18 protein-coding genes are annotated in these 20,835 nt (G+C 48.8%); 10 read left to right on the top strand and 8 right to left on the bottom strand.

The window, feature by feature from the left end:
* Window position 1 precedes the first annotated feature (1 nt).
* From IEV19_RS00660 to IEV19_RS00635, 6 genes are all read left to right on the top strand, one after another.
* Complete coding sequence (locus tag IEV19_RS00660) at window positions 2-949, top strand: alpha-E domain-containing protein (protein ID WP_188368777.1); 948 nt, start codon at window positions 2-4, stop codon at window positions 947-949.
* Between the two features lie 32 nt (window positions 950-981).
* The gene (locus IEV19_RS00655) at window positions 982-1,839 is read left to right on the top strand and encodes a transglutaminase-like domain-containing protein (protein WP_188368776.1); all 858 of its coding nucleotides are present in this window, start codon (window positions 982-984) and stop codon (window positions 1,837-1,839) included.
* 65 nt (window positions 1,840-1,904) lie between these two features.
* Window positions 1,905-3,003, top strand: a protein-coding gene (gene prfB, locus IEV19_RS00650) for a peptide chain release factor 2 (protein WP_188368775.1) whose coding sequence is annotated in 2 segments (ribosomal slippage) — window positions 1,905-1,967 and window positions 1,969-3,003 — 1,098 coding nt in all. Because the reading frame shifts where the segments join, the coding sequence is not laid out codon by codon here.
* Window positions 3,004-3,006: 3 nt separating this feature from the next.
* Window positions 3,007-3,351, top strand: a complete 345-nt coding sequence (gene arsC / locus IEV19_RS00645; RefSeq protein ID WP_188368774.1) for an arsenate reductase (glutaredoxin) — start codon at window positions 3,007-3,009, stop codon at window positions 3,349-3,351.
* Window positions 3,352-3,483: 132 nt separating this feature from the next.
* On the top strand, window positions 3,484-3,945 hold the full coding sequence (locus IEV19_RS00640) for a hypothetical protein (RefSeq protein ID WP_188368773.1): 462 nt from the start codon (window positions 3,484-3,486) through the stop codon (window positions 3,943-3,945).
* Window positions 3,946-6,456, top strand: a complete 2,511-nt coding sequence (locus IEV19_RS00635) for a TonB-dependent receptor (protein WP_188368772.1) — start codon at window positions 3,946-3,948, stop codon at window positions 6,454-6,456. It begins immediately after the preceding gene.
* A gap of 50 nt (window positions 6,457-6,506) precedes the next feature.
* Here the strand turns inward: IEV19_RS00635 and IEV19_RS00630 are convergent, their stop codons facing one another.
* Window positions 6,507-6,680, bottom strand: coding sequence for a hypothetical protein (locus IEV19_RS00630; RefSeq protein WP_188368771.1), 174 nt, complete (start codon window positions 6,678-6,680; stop codon window positions 6,507-6,509).
* 130 nt (window positions 6,681-6,810) lie between these two features.
* Between IEV19_RS00630 and fumC the strand changes: the two genes are divergently transcribed.
* A complete protein-coding gene (fumC, locus tag IEV19_RS00625) occupies window positions 6,811-8,211 on the top strand; it encodes a class II fumarate hydratase (protein WP_188368770.1) in 1,401 nt (466 codons plus the stop codon).
* Window positions 8,212-8,264: 53 nt separating this feature from the next.
* On the opposite strand, the gene IEV19_RS00620 is transcribed toward fumC, so the two are convergent.
* The gene (locus IEV19_RS00620) at window positions 8,265-9,152 is read right to left on the bottom strand and encodes a DUF8428 domain-containing protein (RefSeq protein WP_188368769.1); all 888 of its coding nucleotides are present in this window, start codon (window positions 9,150-9,152) and stop codon (window positions 8,265-8,267) included.
* 153 nt (window positions 9,153-9,305) lie between these two features.
* Between IEV19_RS00620 and IEV19_RS00615 the strand changes: the two genes are divergently transcribed.
* A complete protein-coding gene (locus tag IEV19_RS00615) occupies window positions 9,306-9,767 on the top strand; it encodes a GNAT family N-acetyltransferase (RefSeq protein ID WP_188368768.1) in 462 nt (153 codons plus the stop codon).
* A gap of 60 nt (window positions 9,768-9,827) precedes the next feature.
* Window positions 9,828-10,628, top strand: coding sequence for an MBL fold metallo-hydrolase (locus IEV19_RS00610; RefSeq protein WP_188368767.1), 801 nt, complete (start codon window positions 9,828-9,830; stop codon window positions 10,626-10,628).
* 9 nt (window positions 10,629-10,637) lie between these two features.
* Here the strand turns inward: IEV19_RS00610 and ettA are convergent, their stop codons facing one another.
* The 3 genes from ettA to IEV19_RS00595 form a co-directional block, all read right to left on the bottom strand.
* On the bottom strand, window positions 10,638-12,329 hold the full coding sequence (gene ettA, locus IEV19_RS00605) for an energy-dependent translational throttle protein EttA (protein ID WP_188368766.1): 1,692 nt from the start codon (window positions 12,327-12,329) through the stop codon (window positions 10,638-10,640).
* A gap of 56 nt (window positions 12,330-12,385) precedes the next feature.
* On the bottom strand, window positions 12,386-12,568 hold the full coding sequence (locus IEV19_RS00600) for a CAL67264 family membrane protein (RefSeq protein ID WP_152573739.1): 183 nt from the start codon (window positions 12,566-12,568) through the stop codon (window positions 12,386-12,388).
* 64 nt (window positions 12,569-12,632) lie between these two features.
* Window positions 12,633-13,616, bottom strand: a complete 984-nt coding sequence (locus IEV19_RS00595) for a Gfo/Idh/MocA family protein (RefSeq protein WP_188368765.1) — start codon at window positions 13,614-13,616, stop codon at window positions 12,633-12,635.
* A 77-nt stretch (window positions 13,617-13,693) separates the two neighbouring features.
* On the opposite strand from IEV19_RS00595, the gene IEV19_RS00590 reads away from it, so the two are divergent.
* On the top strand, window positions 13,694-15,322 hold the full coding sequence (locus tag IEV19_RS00590) for an acyl-CoA carboxylase subunit beta (protein WP_188368764.1): 1,629 nt from the start codon (window positions 13,694-13,696) through the stop codon (window positions 15,320-15,322).
* Between the two features lie 29 nt (window positions 15,323-15,351).
* Here the strand turns inward: IEV19_RS00590 and IEV19_RS00585 are convergent, their stop codons facing one another.
* The 3 genes from IEV19_RS00585 to IEV19_RS00575 all read right to left on the bottom strand — a co-directional run bounded on the left by IEV19_RS00585 (window position 15,352) and on the right by IEV19_RS00575 (window position 20,710).
* Window positions 15,352-17,106, bottom strand: coding sequence for a DUF2135 domain-containing protein (locus IEV19_RS00585; protein ID WP_188368763.1), 1,755 nt, complete (start codon window positions 17,104-17,106; stop codon window positions 15,352-15,354).
* Window positions 17,107-17,181: 75 nt separating this feature from the next.
* The gene (locus IEV19_RS00580) at window positions 17,182-19,350 is read right to left on the bottom strand and encodes a DUF2135 domain-containing protein (protein ID WP_188368762.1); all 2,169 of its coding nucleotides are present in this window, start codon (window positions 19,348-19,350) and stop codon (window positions 17,182-17,184) included.
* 28 nt (window positions 19,351-19,378) lie between these two features.
* Complete coding sequence (locus IEV19_RS00575) at window positions 19,379-20,710, bottom strand: M24 family metallopeptidase (protein ID WP_188370687.1); 1,332 nt, start codon at window positions 20,708-20,710, stop codon at window positions 19,379-19,381.
* Window positions 20,711-20,835: the final 125 nt, after the last annotated feature.

Here is a 20,835-nt window from a genome sequence, read left to right as displayed (position 1 = left end):
TATGCTAGCAAGAGTAGCCAACAATCTCTTTTGGATGGGACGTTATATTGAGCGTTCCGAGCACATCGCGAGATATATGCACGTGAATTATTTCTCCTCCCTCGATGCCCCGCATGAAATCTCGAGATCGAGGCAGTTCGTCCTCAGGTCCATGCTCAGGATGGCGGGCGAGGCGGTGCCGGATGAAGGGGAAGAACTCAATGAGGAAGAGGTGCTCCACAGACTTGCCCTTGACCCATCTAATCCCTTTTCTATCATCAGCAATGTGAGGTATACGCGTGAAAATGCCAACAGCGCACGCGACCTGATCTCCACGGAACTCTATGAATCCATCAATAAGTTCTACCATTTCGTCCTGAAATACCCTGCAGACCATTATAAGAAGAAAGGGCTCTATGATTTTTCAGTCAATATCATCGAAATGTCATCCATCCTCAGGGGCAGGATCAGGAGTACCCTGCTGCACGACGAGGTCTATGCCATCATCCTGCTGGGAGTGAATCTGGAACGTGCCAATCAGCTGATCAGAATGATCAATGCCAAATACCAGGACGCGAAAGAAGCCAGGGGGAGCTACGGGGATACCTTCTCAAAGAGTTTTGAATGGACCACCCTTCTCAAATGCCTGGAGTCTTACGATATGAACCGCAGGCATTACAAAAAAACGCCTACGAGCCTCACCACTCTGGAATTCCTGATCCTCAACCCCAACTGCCCCAGGTCGCTGATGAATTGTCTCAACCAGATCTACAATCACATCCGCGTGCTCGACAATTCCTTCCGTTACAACAAGGATTCCACTGCCTTCCTGGTCGGGAGGGTCCGATCAGAGTACCAGTACAAGTACATTGAGGAGATCGAGGGAAATATCCAGCAATTTATTGACGGGATGTTGAAGAATTTGGCCGATATTGGCACCCAGATGGAAAACGAGTTCTTTCATTACTAATCACCTTAGGCGCGAAGTGACCAATTACCCTTATGTCTCTTGAATATAGGATCGCCTATAAGGCTGAGAACCAGTATGAGCACCCCGTAAAGGAGGCCCGATGGCAATTCCTGATCTGCCCTCATGAAGAAGAGGGACAGAAAGTCACTTCCTTCTCCTTCGGGAATTCTTTGAATTTTCCCTATGAGGTCTCAACGAATGCATATGGTTTCACAACCATGCGTATCCTGGCGAAGGCCGAGTTTAAACACATCTCCTTTGAAGCCGACTTCAACGTTTTGAAAACAGCTGCCAGTCCCTTCGATTTTGACCTGCCCCTGGATCCCGTGGAGGACCTGCAACGGTACCAGAATCTTCATTTCCGGGTGGAATTCGAACCATTTTTACGCAGAACCCAACTCACCACCTTACTCGAACAACACAGCAAGTTTTTTGAATACCGAAAGGAAAAGACAGTTTTTGAGAACTTGGTAGACCTGAACAGGTGGGTCTTTGAGAAGATTTTTTACACTCCGGGGGTTACCCATGTCAACACCACACTGGATGAGATCGTAGAAAACCGGCATGGGGTGTGCCAGGACTTTGCACACCTCTTCGCCGCAGTGGCAAGGCAATTTGGGATCCCGTGCAGATATGTTTCCGGTTACCTGCACCAGGGGAACGGATATTTTGGGGATTCACAGATGCACGCCTGGAATGAGGCCTTTATTCAGGATGTGGGCTGGATTGGGTTCGACCCAACCAACAACATTCTCACTGGGGAGAACCACATCAAGGTAGCCCACGGTAAGGATTATGCGGATTGTGCTCCCCTGAAAGGTATACTGTACTCAAAAGGGGAAAATACCACCAATCACTCGGTCCAGGTACATGGCCAGCAACAGCAATAAATTTGTAATCGATTTGTTCGCTACTCACTAAAAAGAGTACTAATTTTACACGAAATTTAAAGGAAATGGTTACTACAGATCAGCAAAAGGATCTCATTGAACGCCTCGGTGCGTTAAGGAGGTATCTTTGACATAGATGCCAAACTAATTGAAATAGAGAACGAAGAAGAAAAGACCCTGGCTCCTGATTTCTGGGATGAGCCCCAGGAAGCCCAGGAGAAAATGCGCCAGCTACAGGCCAAGAAAAAATGGGTCTCAGAATACAGGGATGCCGAAACCCTCACCAACGACCTCGAAGTTTTACTGGAGTTCCATCGGGAAGGCGATGTGGAAGAAGCTGAATTGAACACCCAGTACAGCAAAGCCCTTGAAGCCATTGAGAAACTGGAATTCAGGAACATGCTTTCTGAGGAAGGGGACGATATGACCGCCATCCTCCAGATCACGGCCGGTGCAGGTGGTACCGAGAGTTGCGACTGGGCTTCCATGCTCATGCGCATGTACCTTATGTGGAGTGAGAAGAACGGATACAAGGTCAAGGAGCTCAACTACCAGGAAGGAGATGTCGCAGGCATCAAGACCGTGACCCTTGAAATTGAAGGGGACTTCGCCTTTGGCTGGCTCAAAGGTGAAAACGGCGTACACCGGTTGGTAAGGATCTCCCCTTTCGACAGCAATGCGAAGCGGCATACGTCCTTCGCCTCGGTATATGTATATCCCCTGGTGGATGACAGCATAGAGATAGAGGTCAACCCGGCCGATATCGAGATCACCACCGCCAGGTCCAGCGGGGCCGGAGGTCAAAACGTAAACAAGGTGGAAACCAAGGTGCAACTGTACCACAAGCCCACTGGTATACAAATTTCCTGTTCGGATTCGAGGTCGCAGCACGACAACCGTGCTACGGCATTAAAGATGCTGAAATCCCAGTTATACGAGATCGAATTGCGCAAGAAGCAGGAGGCCCGTGCAGAGATTGAATCTTCAAAGATGAAGATCGAATGGGGGTCACAGATCAGAAATTACGTCATGCACCCCTATAAACTGGTCAAGGATGTCAGGACCGGAGAAGAGACCGGTAATGTCGATGCTGTCATGGACGGAGAAATAGACCTGTTCTTAAAGGCTTACCTTATGATGATGGGGCAAAAACAAGAAAGCTAAACCATGGTAAAGATCTATCACAACCCCAGGTGCCGAAAATCACGTGAAGGCCTAGCACTTGTCGAAGCAAGTGGTAAGCCTTTCGATGTTGTTCTCTACCTGGACAATCCGATTACAAAAACCGAATTAAAGGACCTTTTGAAGATGCTGGGGATCAGTCCTATACAACTGGTCAGAAAACAGGAGGCTATCTGGAAATCCGACTTCAAAGGGAAGGAACTCTCTGATGAGGCGATCATTGATGCCCTGCTCAAATACCCCAAACTCATCGAAAGACCCATTGTGACCTTTAAAAATAAAGCAGTTATCGGCAGACCACCAGAGACCATTTCGGGACTTTTGGATTAAGAAGCCGACTCCCAATTTTCATCTAAAGCTTTCTTAAACTTTTCTCAAATGTTTAGGAAGGCTTTTTCTTTTAACAAACATTTAACCGGACTCTGAACTTCATCCGTTTACTTTTGAGATTGAATCAGAGTCATGAGAACCAAACACCACTTTTTTTTATTTCTTTTTTCCACTCTTTTTCTGATCCCTTCGCTTGAAGCCCAGGTCGACCAGCGTTTCGGAGCAATGGGCAGGAGGCGACTCGCCCCTCAGACCCAGACCGCAACCCCTCGAGAACCCGAAAATCTGACCGCTGAGGAAATGGTAGACGCAGAAATGCCCAAGATCAGGGAGGCCATTGAATTCTCCGAGTTTGAAGCGGCAGTTCTGAGATCGATCCTTACCAAGTACGTACAGCAACGAATAGAGGTGCAGATCCTGAACCTGGGACCGGAGAAAACCCGAGAAGCTTACGAGACCATCAACCTCAACCAGGAAGAAGAACTCAAGGCAAGTCTGCCTGAGGAAAAGTACAATGCTTTAAAGGAATATCGTGATAATGGCGGTAAAAAACCGAAAGAAAAGAAAAAGAAGAAAAAAAAGAACAAATCTTAAATGAAAAGATTTATTGTCCTGCCATTGTTTTTAATGGCTTTTTTATTGTCTTTTTCCCAAAGACCTTCAGGTAGGGGACAGGAAAGGATCACAATCTCAGGTACAGTTTTTGACAAGGATACAGGTCAGCCTCTGGAATATGCCACCCTGGTCCTGCAGAGTGTGAGGAGGCCTGAGATGGTCACAGGAGGGATCTCAGATCCGGACGGTAAATTTTCTGTGGAAACCATGCCCGGGCAGTACAATGTAAGGGTGGAATATCTGTCTTACAAAACCTTTGAACTCCAGGCTCAAACGTATCGTAGTTCAACCGACCTCGGTAGAATTGAGCTCGAAATAGATGCCCAGATGCTGGAAGATGTGGTTGTCGTGGGAGAACGTACCACGGTTGAGCTGCGTTTGGACAAGAAGGTATACAACGTAGGACAGGACCTTACGGTAAGGGGTGGATCAGTGACGGATGTACTGGATAACGTTCCATCGGTGACAGTTGATATTGAGGGAAATATAAGCCTGAGGGGAAATGAAAGCGTACGCATCCTGATCAACGGCAAACCTTCTGCCCTGTCGGGACTCAGCCCACAGGCCCTGCAGCAGCTCCCTGCGGATGCAATTGAACGCGTTGAGGTGATCACCAATCCTTCTGCCCGTTACGACGCTGAAGGAACAGCAGGGATCCTGAATATCATATTAAAACAAAGTAAAACTGCCGGGGTCAATGGCTCGGTTAACGTATTTGCCGGATACCCAGACAACTATGGTACTGCAGTAAGCCTGAACCTCAGGCGTGACAAGTTCAATATCTTTACCACCACCACTTACCGATACCGGGATGCCCCGGGAAACGCCCTATTCGAGCAGGAGAACTTTGATGAGAACAGGAATACGGTCAGCTTCCAAGACGAGATCAGGGACTACCAGCGGCAGAACAACAGTTTTAACACCAACATCGGTTTTGAGTATTTCATCAGTGAGACGAGCAGCATTACCAATTCCCTGGTGATCCGGAATTCTGATGGAGAGAATACAGTGGATATCGATTTCTTTAACTTCGATGCCGCAAGGAATCCTACCATCCGCAGGAATCGTTTTACGCTCGAGGGAGAGACCGATGAGAATGTTCAATACTCCGTGAACTACAAAAAGACCTTCGAGAAAGAGGGGCACGAATTCACCATGGATTACCAGTACTCAAAGGGGAATGAGATCGAGAATTCCATCATCGAAGAGATCATCCTGGGGGAAGACGTGATATTGCCTACGGAACAGACCATCAATGACGAAACTCAGGTAAATCAGCTGGTGCAGTTCGATTATATCCTGCCGTTTGGAAAAGAGAACCAAAGCCAGTTCGAAATGGGTTACCGCGGTACCTTCAACAATTTTAATACAGACTTCGACTTTGGTGTGCTGGAGGACGGGGTGCTCGACAGGAATCCGGATTTCAGCAACGAACTCAACTATAAAGAATACGTCAACGCAGCCTACGTACAACTCGGGACCAAGATGGATAAGTTCAGTGTTCTTAGCGGACTCCGGATGGAAGCGTCTGATATCGGCATCGAATTGGTCGAAACAGGTCAGGTGGATGACAAGGACTATGTAAACTGGTTTCCATCTCTGTTCCTCGGATATGAATTCTCGGAGGAAGAACAGCTGACTATCAGTTACAGCCGGAGGCTGAGGCGACCCAGGACGCGTTTTATCAACCCTTTCCCCTCAAGGTCGAGTAACACCAACCTCTTTCAGGGGAATCCGGACCTGGACCCTACATTCACCAATGCATTCGACCTGGGATATCTCAAGAGATGGGACAAGGTGACTTTTACGACTTCGGGATATTACAACAGGTCAACCGGTGTTTTCCAGTTCATCACCCAGGAGACGGGAGACTTTGTAGAGATCGACAATCCGGATGATCCGGGGAACCCTGTACTCGTGCCGGTACAGGTACGCACACCCATAAACCTGGCAACGGACAGCCGTTACGGGATGGAATTTACTACTACGTATACTCCCAAGCGCGATTGGAGGCTCACCCTGAACCTGAACCTCTTCCAGCAGCAGCTCAGAGGAGATTACACATATACCAATTTTCAGAATGAGGTGATCACACAGAATTTTGATGCAGACAACTTTACCTGGTTTTCGAGGTTCAGTGCCAAGATCCCATTACCGGGGGCTATCGATTTTCAATCGAACCTCTTCTACCGTGGCCCCAACAAGGATGCTCAAAATCTCAACAAAGGTATATTGAGCACAAACCTGGCCTTTAGTAAGGACGTTATCAAGGATAAGGCAACACTTTCCTTTAACGTAAGTGACCTTTTCAATTCCAGGAAAAGAAGGACAGAGACCAATACGAATACCGTGTCTACTTACAGTGAATTCCAGTGGAGGGAGAGACAATTCACACTGTCATTCCTGTACAGGTTCAATCAGCAACAGAACCAGAGGCAGAGGAACGGACGCGGAGGACAGGAAGAAGACTACGAATTCGAAGGGACCTGATCCATGCTACAAGGAGATAAAACAAAAAAGAAGCCAAATGGCTTCTTTTTTTATGAGTTGCGCTTAGCTCTTCTTGCCTCGCGTTTTTCTTTGAAGAATTCCATGAGGTTACCCCCTACCCAGTAAGGAACCACAAAAAGCAGAAGGAAGATCATCAACCAGAAACCAATGGTTACTATGGTGAGGAAGGCCAAAAATCCGAGATATTGATCAAATTCGAACATATTCTTTGCTTTATAGCGCAAAGATACTTGGAAATTCTCATAAGATGCAAGCAGTGGCGGTAAAATTATCCGGATAGAAAATGGAATTTCTGACCCAAGCCTTACCTTTGTTAGGCCAAAACCTAAAAAGATGAAATTCAGGATTGAGAAAGACACCATGGGAGAAGTTCAGGTCCCTGCCGATAAATACTGGGGGGCCCAGACCGAGCGATCGCGAAACAATTTTAAGATAGGACCACCGGCCTCCATGCCGCTGGATATTGTTTACGGGTTTGCCCATCTCAAAAAAGCAGCAGCCTATGCCAACTGTGAACTGGGTGTGCTGGAAGAGGAGAAAAGGGATCTTATTGCCAGGGTCTGTGACGAGATCCTCGAAGGAAAGCTCGACGATCAGTTTCCCCTGGTCATCTGGCAAACCGGATCAGGCACACAGAGCAATATGAACGTAAATGAGGTGATTGCCAACAGGGCCCACGAACTGGCCGGGCACAAGATTGGGGAAGGAAAAAAGACTATACAGCCTAACGACGATGTGAATAAATCCCAATCCTCGAACGACACCTTCCCTACCGGTATGCACATCGCTGCCTATACCAAGATCGCTGAAGTAACCATCCCAGGGGTGACACAGCTCCGAAACACCCTTGATAAAAAGGCAAAGGAATTTGACAAGATCGTCAAGATCGGGAGGACCCACCTGATGGATGCCACTCCCCTGACCCTCGGACAGGAGTTTTCGGGTTATGTATCCCAGCTAGACCACGGCCTGAAAGCCCTGCACAACACCCTGGATCACCTCAGTGAACTGGCCCTGGGAGGGACTGCTGTCGGTACTGGCTTGAACACCCCCAAAGGGTACGACGTCCTCGTGGCCAAGTATATCGCTAAATTTACCGGCCTGCCCTTTAAAACAGCCCCGAATAAATTTGAGGCGCTGGCGGCCCATGATGCCCTTGTTGAAAGCCATGGCGCTTTGAAGCAACTGGCTGTTTCCCTGAACAAGATCGCCAATGATATTCGCATGATGGCCTCCGGCCCCAGGTCCGGGATCGGGGAGATCATTATACCGGCCAACGAACCAGGAAGTTCTATCATGCCCGGGAAGGTAAATCCCACCCAATGTGAAGCCCTTACTATGGTATGCGCCCAGGTGATGGGTAATGACGTGGCCATCTCCGTTGGGGGCGCCCAGGGGCATTACGAGCTCAACGTATTCAAACCCCTAATGGCCAGCAATTTCCTGCAGTCAGCAGAATTATTGGGAGATGCCTGTGTAAGTTTCGACATCCATTGTGCGGTAGGTATTGAACCCAACCACAAGGTCATCAAACAATTGCTCAACAATTCCCTGATGCTGGTCACAGCACTCAATACCAAGATTGGGTATTACAAGGCCGCAGAGATCGCCAATACCGCTCACAGGAATGGTACCACCCTCAGGGAAGAAGCCATCAACCTGGGCTACGTGACCGCCGAGGAATACGATGAGTGGGTGAAGCCGGAAGACATGACCGGTTCTCTGAAAAACTAAGACAAAAAAAAGGGCCTTCAATCGAAGGCCCTTAATATTTCTATGGATGATTCTTACTTCAGGGTGAATTTTGAAGTTCCCAGAAGCTTGAGGTTGTCATCGTACACGTTCACCATGTAGTTTCCGGACTGGAAGGAGCCGGCTGGGTTCGTGATGAAGTCACAAACATCCAGATCCTGGTTTTCGTAGTAGAAGTCGGTAGACTTGGTATAGGTTACAGAAGCACCTTCATCTGTAGATTTGGTGCTGCCACCGCCAAGTACGTTCCCCTGAGGATCCAGTACTTCGATGAGGAATTGCCTGTCTCCTGCCTGGGCGATCACGTTGTCAGCCACTGTAAAGCATACTTTCAGCTTATCGGTATTCCTTGCCCTTGGAGTAGAAACCAGTCGTCCGCTGCTGCGCTCCTTAACGGCATCCACATTAAAGTCAGAAAGATTCAAAGCAGAACCTCTTTCTACGGCTTCAGCAAGCTGCGTATTCTGAACGACCAGAGAGTCGTTGAAAATAGCCTGTTTTTCAAGCTCAACAAAAGTACTGTCTCGCTGCATAGCCAGCAGGGAGTTAGATCGGGTCAGGGAGTCAACCTGCTTCAGCAGTTGCTCTCTTTCCTGTCTCAGGACAGCAACCTGGTTCCTGTAACGCCTCAAACTAGAAAGGTCGGCCTTCATCGTCTGTACAGAATCGATATACTTGGCGATCCTGTCCCTGGCCTCAACGAGTTCTTCGTTGGTAGCGTTGCTCTCAAGGATAGCCTTGTCATATTCAGATTGAAGGCTCTTCAGGTCCTCAACGACCAGTTCCTTTTCTGCAGTGAGTTCGCTCTCCCTTTTCTTTTTGTCCTGGTAAAGACTTACGGTATAGATGATGGTACCCAAAAGGACCACAGCCAACAAACCGGCGATTACCTTTAATCCATTATTGTTTTTAGTCTCAGTCATAGTGTAAAAATTTAAAACGTGTATTAGTTAGTAACGTGTTTACATTGCTATATACGTGAAAAGTCTGCGTTTAGATTTTTCAGTTCAAAATATGTTGTAATTTTCTTTGCTTGTAGTTTGAAAATAATCTTCAAATCAACCCAAAACACATCCATGAAAGTCGAGATAATCGATTTTACATCTGATCTGGCCGCAGAGTTCAGGGACATGAATCTCACCTGGCTGCAGGAATATTTCTATGTGGAACCCATGGATGAGGATTTGCTCAACAGATCAGAGGAGGTGATCATAGCCCGGGGAGGAAAGATTTTTTTCGCAAAGACGGGTGGGGAGATCGCCGGATGTTTTTCCCTCCTGCCCAGTAAAGAAGGCTGTTTTGAACTGGGCAAAATGGCCGTAAAGCCAGAATTTCAGGGACAACGGATAGGCCAGCAACTCCTCAGCTTCGCTGTCGAGTACACGAAGAAGCAAGGGATGAAAAGGATCATACTGTACAGTAATACGATTCTCTCCACTGCCATTCACCTCTATCGCAAATCCGGATTTGAGGAGATCGAGATGGAGAATCCTCCCCCCTATGCACGCAGCAATATTAAAATGGCGTTAAACCTTTAGGGACGGTCCTGCCTTATCCGCTATCTTTAGGCGACATCATCGCAAATGAAAATCCTTTAAATGAATACAGTAGCTAAAATACTTGCCATCACCTTGCTATTCACCCTGGGGTGCAAGGAAGAAAAGAAAGCAGAGGACCAGTCAAAAATTGCTGATGCAACCACTGTTAAATCACAGGAGGCCGCTTCGCCTGCTATTGAGATCCATCCGGTGGAACACGCCACAGCCGTAATCGAGTGGGGAGAGGTTACTCTCTATATTGATCCGGTGGGTGGTGCCGAGACCTTTTCTGCCTATCAAAGCCCGGATCTAATCCTGATCACCGATATACATGGGGATCACTTGAATGTGGGGACCCTGGAGGGTCTGGACACTTCCGGGGCAAAGATCATCGTTCCCCAGGCGGTTGCCGACCAAATGCCAGAAAAATTCACCCCCCAGCTGGATGTGCTGAACAACGGCGACACCAAAGAACGGATGGGAGTCATCGTCGAAGCCATTCCCATGTACAACCTGCGGGAGGAAGCCAAAAATTTCCATGTCAAAGGACGGGGTAATGGATATGTCATCACTCTTGGGGAAGAACGACTCTATTTTTCAGGAGACACCGAAGACATCCCTGAAATGAGGGCACTGGAAAACATCGACAAGGCTTTTGTTTGCATGAACTTACCCTATACCATGACAGTAGACAATGCCGCTGATGCTGTACTGGAGTTTAAACCGAAACAGGTATATCCCTATCACTACAGAGGCAGGCCGGAAGTAAGTGACGTCGCCCGGTTTGCAGAACTGATCGGGAAAAACGATCCGGGAATTACGGTGGTGCAACTCGACTGGTATCCCTCAGATCCTTATTGAAAGGAATCTTTAACGAATCAATTTCTTGTATTTGAGGCGCTTGGGTGTGAGGTCCGCTCCCAGGCGTTTTTTCTTGTTCTCCTCGTACTCAGAGAAGGAGCCTTCAAAGAAGTACACCTGTGAATCCCCTTCAAACGCAAGCATATGCGTACATACCCTGTCCAGGAACCACCTGTCGTGGGATATGATCACGGCACATCCGGCAAAATTTTCAAGCCCTTCCTCCAATGCCCTCAGGGTGTTAACATCCAGGTCGTTGGTGGGCTCATCCAACAACAGGACGTTCCCTTCCTCCTTCAGGGTCATGGCCAGGTGTAGCCGGTTCCTTTCTCCCCCGGACAACATACTGACTTTCTTATTCTGCTCACTCCCCGAGAAATTAAACCTGCTGAGGTAGGCCCTTGAGTTCACCTGCCTTCCGCCCATGAGGATCAATTCCTGCCCGTCGCTGAAGTTCTCCCAAATGGTCTTGTCCGGGTTGATGTTGGCATGGCTCTGATCTACATAGGCCAGTTTGGCAGTATCCCCCACTTTAAATTCGCCTTTATCCGGGGAGATCTCCCCCATGATCATCTTGAAAATAGTGGTCTTTCCTGCCCCGTTGGGTCCGATGATCCCGACAATACCTGCCTGGGGTAAATTAAAATTCAGGTCCTCGTACAGTAATTTTCCATCATACCCCTTACTCACTCCTATGGCTTCGATCACATTGGTTCCCAGTCTGGGGCCATTTGGGATATAAATCTCCAGTTTTTCATCCAGTTGCTTCTGGTCCTGGCTCAATAATTTGTCGTAGTTGTTCAAACGGGCCTTCTGTTTGGTCTGTCGGCCTTTGGCCCCCTGTCTCACCCATTCGAGCTCGCGCTCCAGTGTTTTTTGCCTTTTTGAGGCCTGTTTGGTTTCCTGGGCCAGGCGCTTGGATTTCTGGTCGAGCCAACTGCTGTAATTGCCTTTCCAGGGAATCCCCTCTCCCCGGTCGAGTTCCAGGATCCATCCGGCTACATTGTCCAGAAAATACCGGTCGTGTGTAACCGCGATCACGGTCCCTTTATAAGTAGCCAGGTGGTGCTCCAGCCAGTGTACAGACTCGGCATCCAAATGGTTGGTAGGCTCGTCCAGGAGAAGCACATCGGGTTCCTGCAACAGCAGCCTGCAGAGCGCTACCCTCCTCCTTTCGCCTCCGGAAAGAACGCCGATCTTTTTATCGGGTTCAGGGGTCCTGAGGGCATCCATGGCTATCTCGAGCTTGGTATCCAGTTCCCAGGCGTTGGCTGCATCGATCTGATCCTGCAAGGCTGCCTGTTTGTCCATAAGCTTCTGCATCTTGTCTGCATCCTCATAGACCTCCGGCAGGCCGAACATATCGTTGATCTTGTTGTATTCATCCAGGACAGCCACCGTTTCGGCTACCCCTTCTTTGACCACATCCATCACCGTTTTTGAGTCGTCCAGCTGAGGTTCCTGCTCCAGGTATCCCACCTTATATCCCGGTGAGAAGACTACATTGCCCTGGTAATTCTTGTCTACCCCTGCAATGATCCTCAGCAGGGTGGACTTCCCTGAGCCATTGAGGCCGAGGATACCGATCTTGGCTCCGTAAAAAAAGCTCAGGTAGATATTCTTCAGGACGGGCGTGTTGGCATTCTTATAGGTCTTGGTGACCCCGGACATTGAGAAAATGACCTTTTTATCGTCTGACATTTAGTGGAATGTATGTGTTAAGTTGGATAAAGGCGGATGGAAAGATATAACAAGTTCTAAACCCTGCCTTTAAGAGCATTAAAGACCCAGGCGATCGCAAAAAAACCAATTCCCACGGAAGCAAATCCCCAGCCGGCTACATCGTCATATCTAAAAGCACCCAGTGCGATCAAAGCGCAACCCACAAAGATCATGATAAAGGTGGCCCATGCCAGGACAGTATTCTTATTCATCCCCATTTGAGTTAGTTTAGTTCTGCCAAATATCGTAAAAACTATGGAATTCGATTTCCATCCATCAACTTTATCCCTCGAAAGGAAAGCGTATCCCCGTAATCTCCCTGATCTGATCCAGAAGGCCTATGAGGTCGAGACTGTGCTGATGAGACCATAGCGGACTTTCAAGGCGCTCTTCCGAAAGACAGCGGTGGACCTCCTCTATTTCGTACGTATAACCTTTCCCCACCTTCGGAAATTCAAATTCTTCCTGCTTTCCATCTGAGAGGAGTGAAAATCCTTCGGCCTCATGCCAGCGCGGATGTATGACGAAAGTGCCATCCGTCCCGCCAATAGTAGCTGACATCAGACTGTTGGTACCCAGGCTGCTGAACAACAGGGCATGGGCCCCCGGATAATAAAAGGTGACAGCAGTCTGGACTTCCGTCCCGGATTCCAGGAACTTGGCATGCGCCTCAATCCTGTCTGGCATACCCAGGATCAGATATGCGAGGAACACAGGATATATGCCGATGTCGAGTAGTGATCCACCCCCGAGTTCCGGATTCAGTACCCGACTATCAGGATTGCGATCCAGGGCAAAAAAGGCAAAATCGGCATGGAGGTACACGATCTCCCCTGCCTCACCGGCGTCGATACTTTTTTTGATCTCCTGAATGGATGGGATAAAACGGCTCCATAGGGCCTCCATAAAAAAGACCTTGTTCTTGCGGGAGGCGTCTACCATTTGTCTCACCTCAGCCTTATTGATCCCAGCGGGTTTTTCGCATAGGACGTGCTTGCCCTTTTCCATGGCCTTCAAACTCCACTCGTAGTGCTCCGTATGCGGCAGGGCGATATAGACCACCTCCACCTCCTCACAGTCGAGCAAAGCCTCGTAATTGTCGAAGGCATAAGGAACCTTGAATTCTTCCTTGAATGCCTTTGCCTTGACCAGGGATCTGGAAGCGACTCCCATAAGTGCAGCGTCGTGCACCAGGGCGAGATCCTTTGCGAATTTCTGAGCGATGTTCCCAAGTCCGATGATTCCCCAACCCACACTGTTTGCCATATATACCAGGTATTTTTGACAAAGTTAATGAATATAACTCCTTATCTTTAGGCGTTAAAAGAAACACGTCTGCACATATGGATATGAGCTTCAATATCAACGAAGACCACAATAAATTACAACGATCAGACCTTAAAAAAATACTTGCCAGGATCGCTCTGGGAGGCGGCAAGGGAAGGATAGAGAAACACCACGCCCAGGGTAAGATGACAGCGCGTGAGCGCATTGACTATCTGCTCGACAAGGATTCGGAGCGCATTGAGATCGGTGCCCTGGCCGGGCTCGACATGTATGAGGAGCACGGGGGTTGTCCTTCAGGAGGTGTGGTCGTGGTCATCGGATATATTCAGGGGCGTCAATGCATTGTAGTAGCCAATGACGCTACCGTTAAGGCCGGTGCCTGGTTCCCTATTACGGGGAAGAAAAACCTGCGCGCCCAGGAGATCGCCATGGAAAATCGTTTGCCGATCATCTACCTGGTAGACAGTGCCGGGGTTTACCTGCCCATGCAGGAGCAGATCTTCCCTGACAAGGAGCACTTCGGGAGGATCTTCCGAAATAACGCCATCATGAGCAGCATGGGTATCCCCCAGATCGCGGCGGTGATGGGTAGCTGTGTTGCGGGAGGTGCCTACTTACCCATCATGAGTGACGAAGCCCTGATCGTCGAGAAAACAGGAAGCATCTTCCTGGCCGGAAGTTACCTCGTCAAGGCCGCAATTGGAGAGGATATAGACAATGAAACCCTGGGGGGAGCCACAACCCATTGCGAGATCAGCGGGGTCACTGATTACAAGGCGAAAGACGATAAACATGCGCTGGATACTATCAGAAATCTGGTTGATAAAATGGGAGCTTCACTGACTGCGGGTTATAGCCGTATCAAATCCAAACAACCCAAGGAGAAGGTGGATGATATTTTCGGCATCTTGCCAAAGTCGAGAGCAGACCAGTATGACATGCTGGAGATCATCAAACGACTGGTAGACAATTCGGAGTTCGAGCAGTATAAGGAAGGATATGGAAAAACACTGCTGACGGGATATGCGCGAATAGACGGTTGGGCCGTAGGTATTGTAGCCAACCAGAGGAAGGTGGTGAAAACTAAAAAAGGTGAGATGCGTTTTGGAGGGGTCATCTATTCCGATTCGGCAGATAAAGCCACCCGATTTATTGCCAATTGCAACCAGAAAAAGATACCGCTGGTCTTCCTGCAGGACGTGACCGGGTTTATGGTCGGCAGCAAGAGCGAGCACGGCGGCATCATCAAGGATGGGGCAAAGATGGTCAACGCCGTGAGTAATTCCGTAGTACCGAAGTTCACAGTTATCATAGGAAACAGTTACGGAGCCGGGAATTACGCCATGTGTGGGAAGGCGTACGATCCTAGGCTTATTGTGGCCTGGCCTAGCGCCGAGCTGGCTGTGATGAGCGGTAACTCCGCAGCCAAGGTCCTCCTGCAGATCGAAACTGCTTCCCTGAAGAAAAAGGGTGAAAAAATTACCGCGGAAAAGGAGAAGGAGCTTTACACCCGCATCAAGAAGCGGTATGATGACCAGATCTCACCTTATTACGCTGCAGCACACCTGTGGACGGATGCCATTATCGATCCTCTGGAAACACGTAAGTGGATCAGCATGGGGATAGAGGCCGCTAACCACGCCCCTATCGAAAAACCCTTCAATATGGGCGTCTTGCAGGTTTAAAAGCCATGGTTAAATAACTTTTACCAGTATCAATTAGACGTCAGGTTCGTGTTGTTCTGAACAGTGAAAAGTTCCTGGTTCACATCCTTCAACTGCAATTTAAAGACCTTCACTTCCTCTCTTTGTGACGGGGTGCCGTAATTGTGGTAGATCGTCGCCTTGATAAAGGAAGGCGTCAGGCTTTTGTTCCCGAGGTACTTCAAATTGATCTGCCAGGTGCCGGGAAGGTTGCCGTCAATGAGGTATTCCTCACAGGAGTACCCTTTTAGTTTCTCATCCCTGATGCGGTCAGCATCTGCCAGCAGGCTGTGTTCCCAATTGAAGTATTTGTTTTGTGGATTGACGAATTGAAGCTGGAATTCAGCCTCACTGTCATTCCATTCAAAGACGAGTCGGGTTCCCTCAAAGTCGCTGTTCAGGGAACGGCTTTTTCTCCTATCCGCCCCCCTGAATTCTCTGGCGTGCAATTCGAGTAAATTCCTGAACTCTCTCTCCATCAGGGGTGTAAAATCCCGGTCTTCGGCCCTGATAAATCCTTCTTTGACAAGGTAGTCATACCGGGCGTACATAGCAGCCGCTTTGCGGATATCCCCTATCTGCCTGTAACTGAGAGCGAGATCGCGGTACGATTGGGCGTAGTGCGGCCGCAGGATAAAGATCTCCTTGTACAGCTCATGCGCCTTGGTGTTATTGCCCATGGTCTGATACAAATAGGCCAGGGCTTTCAGGCCCACAGGGTTCTCCTCAAACAGGTACCAGTGGTCTTCGATGATCTGTTCTGCGAACTCCGTATTGCTCCACTTGGCCGTAAAATATCCAAAAGCATCCAGAAAATAGTATACGGAGCTGCGGTACATTTCAGCCTGGTCTTTGTAGACCTCCATCGCCTTCCTTTCAGACGGGCTGGCGTATAATTCCTGCAGATAGACCGGGAGGTTCTTACCGGCCTGTTCCTTGCTCAAGGCATTGCCTTCGTATATATTGTTACGTAGAAGAGCCTGATCAAAAGGCCCTCCGGTTCTGGGGTCCCTGTAGGTATTTGCCCCTTTGGTATTGATCACGATGACCCCTCCGTTGGCTGCTCCGCCGTACTTGGTTACCAGGCCAAGACCGCTGAGTATGGCAACGCGTTCAATATTCTCTACCATTACAAAGTCGGGATAGTCCTTTAGAATAAGACCATCCACGTCATAAATGGCCGGGAACATCCCCATGGACGACCCCCTGAGATAGATATTGGGCCTGAAAGGGCTTTCACCAAGTCTTTCCACACGGACGCCGGCAAATCTGAACTGTATGAGAGAAGCGAGATCGAAGTTTCCGAAGAGCAATTGCGACTTATCGATGATCCTTACCGAGAAATTGGTAATGTCCTTATCGAGGATCCCGAAGGCTGTATTGATCAGATTCTTGTTGCTGTTGTATTCCTGTCTCAGCTGGGTCTGGCTTTTGATCTTGGTCTTTTCGACCACCACTTCGTCCAGTACATTGACCTCTGAATTCATCTTGACATTCAGGACGGAGCTCACGTCCTCCAAGATGATCTCCATTTCCGAAAGACCGGGATAAGAAAAGGTCACCTTATCTCCTTCTGTTGTCTGCAGTTCGTATCGACCGCTGGCGTCGGTTTTTACAGTTTCACCGGTTTTTTGGGAAGTGATTTCGGCGTTGACCAGGGCAGCGTCCATTGCGGAGACTTTCCCTTTGATGGTCACTTGTTTTTCCTGTGCCTGAAGGGTAATCGCGGCACAAAAGAGGCATAGGGTGAAGATGATCTTTTTCATAGTTTCTTTTTTATAGCATTGGCTTTCAGGCATATCAACTGCCTGAACCTGTCTAAATTTACGAAAAATTCAGATTCAATCCACAAGGATCTCAGCCAGGGTCTTAGTCTCCTCTGGCTTTGTAAATGAGAGAACGATCTCCCTGGAACTCTGATCAGGGTAACCAAAATTCTGGTAGAGGGTACACTTGAGGACGAGGGGAACCTGGTTGGTCATATCAGTGTGCCCCAAATAGGTCGCATTCAGGATCCATTTTCCTTGCACCCCGTCTCCATAGAACTCGAATTCCTCAGAGCTGTATCCGGTGAGAATCTCGTCCTTTATCCTTTCGGAGCTGTTCACGGCGTTGTGTTCCCAGTTAAAGAAACGATTTTGGGGGTTGACGAATTGCAGCTCAAACTCTGCCTGGGGATCATTCCATTCAAAGACGAGACGAACATTATACCTGAGGTTGTTCAACAATTGAGAAGGAATTGTGGTAGTATTAAGAGCTCCTTTATGCCTGAATACCAGATTTTTTATTTCGCGTACCACTGTTTTGGAAACGCCGGTAGCACTGACAGGAGGCGTGATGGTATTTCCGTGGAGGGCCAGCAGGTCCTGGAGGGCATCCTGGTAGTTACCCATCTCTTTTTTAGCAACCGCTATATCCAGGTAGGCCTGGGTGTGTTTCCGGTCCATTTCAAGGATCTCTTCATTGATGCGGATGACATCTTTGTATTTGCCAACCCCTGCCAGTGCTAGGGAGACCGCTTTCAGTGTATGGATATCTTTAGGGAAAAGCTCCAGTACGCTGGAGGCGACGACTGCGGCCCTATCCGGATCTTTCTCTTTGAAGAAATCATATGTCTCCAGGAAGAAGTCTATTCCCCGGTCTGAGGCAGATCTCAGTCTCAGGTACTCCTCATAGGCCTTTTCCGGCGTTCCGGAACGCTCCAGTGCGTAAATCAATTCAGATTTGGATTCTTTTGTTCCTGAATCCTTACCGGTATACACATTATCCTTTAACCTGGCCAGGTCTACCGGTTCGCCGGTAGCATTCGTACCCGCTGCACTTTTGGTAGTGATCAGGATCACCCCGTTGGCACCCAGGCTGCCGTACCTATTGGTAGCTGCATATCCCTTCAGTACAGAGATGGAAGCAATATTGTCGGGGTTGACGTAATTGAAAATAGCCTGATTTGATGACGTTGCACCCCGGGAGGAATCAGATTGGCGCTGGGGCACCCCGTCTATGACGACAAGGCTGTAGTTGTTTCCCAGGATAGAAGTATTGGATCGCATGGTCGCCCTGCTGATATCATCCGTATTTCCAAGATTGACATTGGAAAATTTATTGATCACTGACTGTGACACATCGGTCTGAATAGGGGTGATCTCCTCATCACCTATCGACTGGACTGCATACCCTATCTTTTCGGAATTTTCAATTCCATATCCTGTATTGACCCTAACAGCTTCTTCCTGCCGCTTTTCAACCAGAACCACCTCTTCAAGGGATACCACATTGGCATCCAAAAAAATATTCAACTGAGACGTATCTTCCACAGGCACGTACTTATACGTATTTCGACTTCTACTGCTCACCAACAAACTATCTCCGGGTGCTGCCTCAATGGTAAAACTCCCGTCTAGAACCGTCCTGACACCTCCGGCTTCCCCTTTAACAGCTATCACCATATCCGGGACGGGTACATTGTCTACATACACCTTTCCGGAGATTGTGCTCTTCTGCTGTGTCCGTGGTTTTTTGAGGTTGCTGATGTTTTCGGGTAGAATCGCCGCAAAGTCCATGAGTCGATAGCGGTTAATAAGGGCTGTCCTTTTGAGGAACTCCTCATCCCGGAAGGGCGAGCTGTTGATCAGATAGCTTTTGGGCGGCAGATCCGGAAAATCTCCCTCGTAGATCCGGTTCCCGTCTGTAAAGAGGTATATATTGGGATGTTTGGCCAGACCCTTGAGTTGGGAATACTCGTTAGCCCCGTCATAATTCAGTGATTCCAGATCCTTCCTCAGCTCTTCCCATTGTCCTCCTGCAATGGTATAATTCTTTTCGGTGTTCTCCAGATTGAAAAGCACCAGCTGTACTTGCTGGTCCGGAGACCTCTGGAATACCTTCTCCAAAATGTCCAGGTCCTTCTCCAGATCCCTGTCCCTGGCTGAAAGGGAGACATCCCAAAAGATGGTGGTATTAGGGTTTGTTGCCTGCTGTGCCCCGAGGAAGGAACAACTGAGCAAGCTCATCAGAAGAATTAATCTGATAGTTTTCATATCACTGGCCCTGATGGGTTAAAGGTCTCGGAACAAGGAGCAATTCGGTCTGCCTGCCATTTACGTACCTGAAGCCGTCTTTCCCGTAAAATCCCGCCTCCTCCAGCATGATCCTGATGTCCCGCTTCCACTCAGGAAGGTAAACGGTAGTGTTGAGTTCAATGGCGTACACCGTATCGGGGTTGAGGGGGTAATTCTCCCCGTCGTCCTTCATCACCCCTCCCTGGGCATCCCACATCCCTATGGTAGTTCCTGCGGAGTGCCCGTAAGATCCCAGGGGATGCGTATAAATGGCAGGCCTCAATCCTTCGGCCCTGCCTGCTTCCAGGGCTTTTGCGAGTATCTCATTCCCGGTCAGCCCTGTTTTCATATTTTCGGTGAGCAAATCCTGCACTCTGTTGCCTTTTTTAAGGGCCTCGACCAGAAAGTCAGGAGGAGCTGTCTCTCCCGGTCTCAGAACATAGGCCAGTTCCTGACAATCCGTGTTGAGTCTCAAATAGGTGATCCCGAAATCACAATGCAGCAGGTCCCCGGGCAGGATCAGCATATCTTCGGGCCTGCCGGAAAAGGAATACAGGTGTCCGACGAGGGCTTCCTCAGAACGTTGAATGTCGACCGTGGGATGGAACCAAGTCTCCAGGCCCATTTCAGTGACCTTCTGGCGCATCCACCATTCCACATCAGAGGTGGTTGTGACCCCCGGAGTGATGACCTTTTCTGAGAAGGCTTCAGCGATGATCTCATGGGTAATGCTAACCAGGTGCGAAAAGATAACCATCTCTCGTTCTGTCCTCGTCTCAATCCACCTCACGGCCAGTTGTTCCGCAGACACTACTCTTTTATGGAGCGCTTTGGGAAGATAAGCCATGAATTCCTCATAATCGGTCTTGTCCAGTCCGTCTGCAATATTGTGGTCCTTTGAAAAATTGAGGCCGATTTTTTTGGGGTCCCTGGAAGAAATGATCTCCATCAGACGCTTCCACTGGTCGGGTTCCTTCTCCTTGTCCCAGGCAGATACGATGTTCTTCCCCACATTGTACCGGGCCACCGCCAGCTTTTCAATGCGGTTGTTCTCACGGTCTCTGTAGAACACCAGGATGGTCCGCCGCCTGGCATTGAGCCAGGTAGCCGGCAACATGGTCTTCAGTACCGGATCCTCGTTGTATTCCCTGGAGATCAGGATCCACATGTCGATCCCTGTCTTATCCATCAACTCGGGCAGGAGATTATTAAATCGTTCCTCCAGAATCTCGTCTACAACTTCCGCCCTTTCATACTCGGGTAGTATGTGCTGACCGAAAGAAAATTGAATGCTAAGGGCTAGCAGCAGAATAAAACATAGCCGATTTCCGGACCTATGCCATTTGTGTAAAGAACGGGATATTAAATTCACAGTTATATTATTTGAGTTTGTAATTGTTGAAATAGAATTCACTTACTGGATCTCCACTTTCCCGA

The sequence above is a fragment of the Muriicola marianensis genome (assembly GCF_014638095.1).
Taxonomy (GTDB): domain Bacteria; phylum Bacteroidota; class Bacteroidia; order Flavobacteriales; family Flavobacteriaceae; genus Muriicola; species Muriicola marianensis.
This window is presented reverse-complemented; position numbering and strand designations above follow the sequence as displayed.

Excerpts from the sequence above, each read along its gene's own strand:
- IEV19_RS00620 (WP_188368769.1), bottom strand. The coding sequence starts at position 9,152 with ATGACTGAGACTAAAAACAATAATGGATTAAAGGTAATCGCCGGTTTG.
- IEV19_RS00600 (WP_152573739.1), bottom strand. The coding sequence starts at position 12,568 with ATGGGGATGAATAAGAATACTGTCCTGGCATGGGCCACCTTTATCATG.
- IEV19_RS00610 (WP_188368767.1), top strand. The coding sequence starts at position 9,828 with ATGAATACAGTAGCTAAAATACTTGCCATCACCTTGCTATTCACCCTG.
- IEV19_RS00635 (WP_188368772.1), top strand. The coding sequence starts at position 3,946 with ATGAAAAGATTTATTGTCCTGCCATTGTTTTTAATGGCTTTTTTATTG.
- IEV19_RS00595 (WP_188368765.1), bottom strand. The coding sequence starts at position 13,616 with ATGGCAAACAGTGTGGGTTGGGGAATCATCGGACTTGGGAACATCGCT.
- IEV19_RS00640 (WP_188368773.1), top strand. The coding sequence starts at position 3,484 with ATGAGAACCAAACACCACTTTTTTTTATTTCTTTTTTCCACTCTTTTT.
- arsC (WP_188368774.1), top strand. The coding sequence starts at position 3,007 with ATGGTAAAGATCTATCACAACCCCAGGTGCCGAAAATCACGTGAAGGC.
- IEV19_RS00580 (WP_188368762.1), bottom strand. The coding sequence starts at position 19,350 with ATGAGCTTGCTCAGTTGTTCCTTCCTCGGGGCACAGCAGGCAACAAAC.
- IEV19_RS00585 (WP_188368763.1), bottom strand. The coding sequence starts at position 17,106 with ATGAAAAAGATCATCTTCACCCTATGCCTCTTTTGTGCCGCGATTACC.
- fumC (WP_188368770.1), top strand. The coding sequence starts at position 6,811 with ATGAAATTCAGGATTGAGAAAGACACCATGGGAGAAGTTCAGGTCCCT.
- IEV19_RS00655 (WP_188368776.1), top strand. The coding sequence starts at position 982 with ATGTCTCTTGAATATAGGATCGCCTATAAGGCTGAGAACCAGTATGAG.
- IEV19_RS00615 (WP_188368768.1), top strand. The coding sequence starts at position 9,306 with ATGAAAGTCGAGATAATCGATTTTACATCTGATCTGGCCGCAGAGTTC.
- ettA (WP_188368766.1), bottom strand. The coding sequence starts at position 12,329 with ATGTCAGACGATAAAAAGGTCATTTTCTCAATGTCCGGGGTCACCAAG.
- IEV19_RS00590 (WP_188368764.1), top strand. The coding sequence starts at position 13,694 with ATGGATATGAGCTTCAATATCAACGAAGACCACAATAAATTACAACGA.
- IEV19_RS00630 (WP_188368771.1), bottom strand. The coding sequence starts at position 6,680 with ATGTTCGAATTTGATCAATATCTCGGATTTTTGGCCTTCCTCACCATA.
- IEV19_RS00660 (WP_188368777.1), top strand. The coding sequence starts at position 2 with ATGCTAGCAAGAGTAGCCAACAATCTCTTTTGGATGGGACGTTATATT.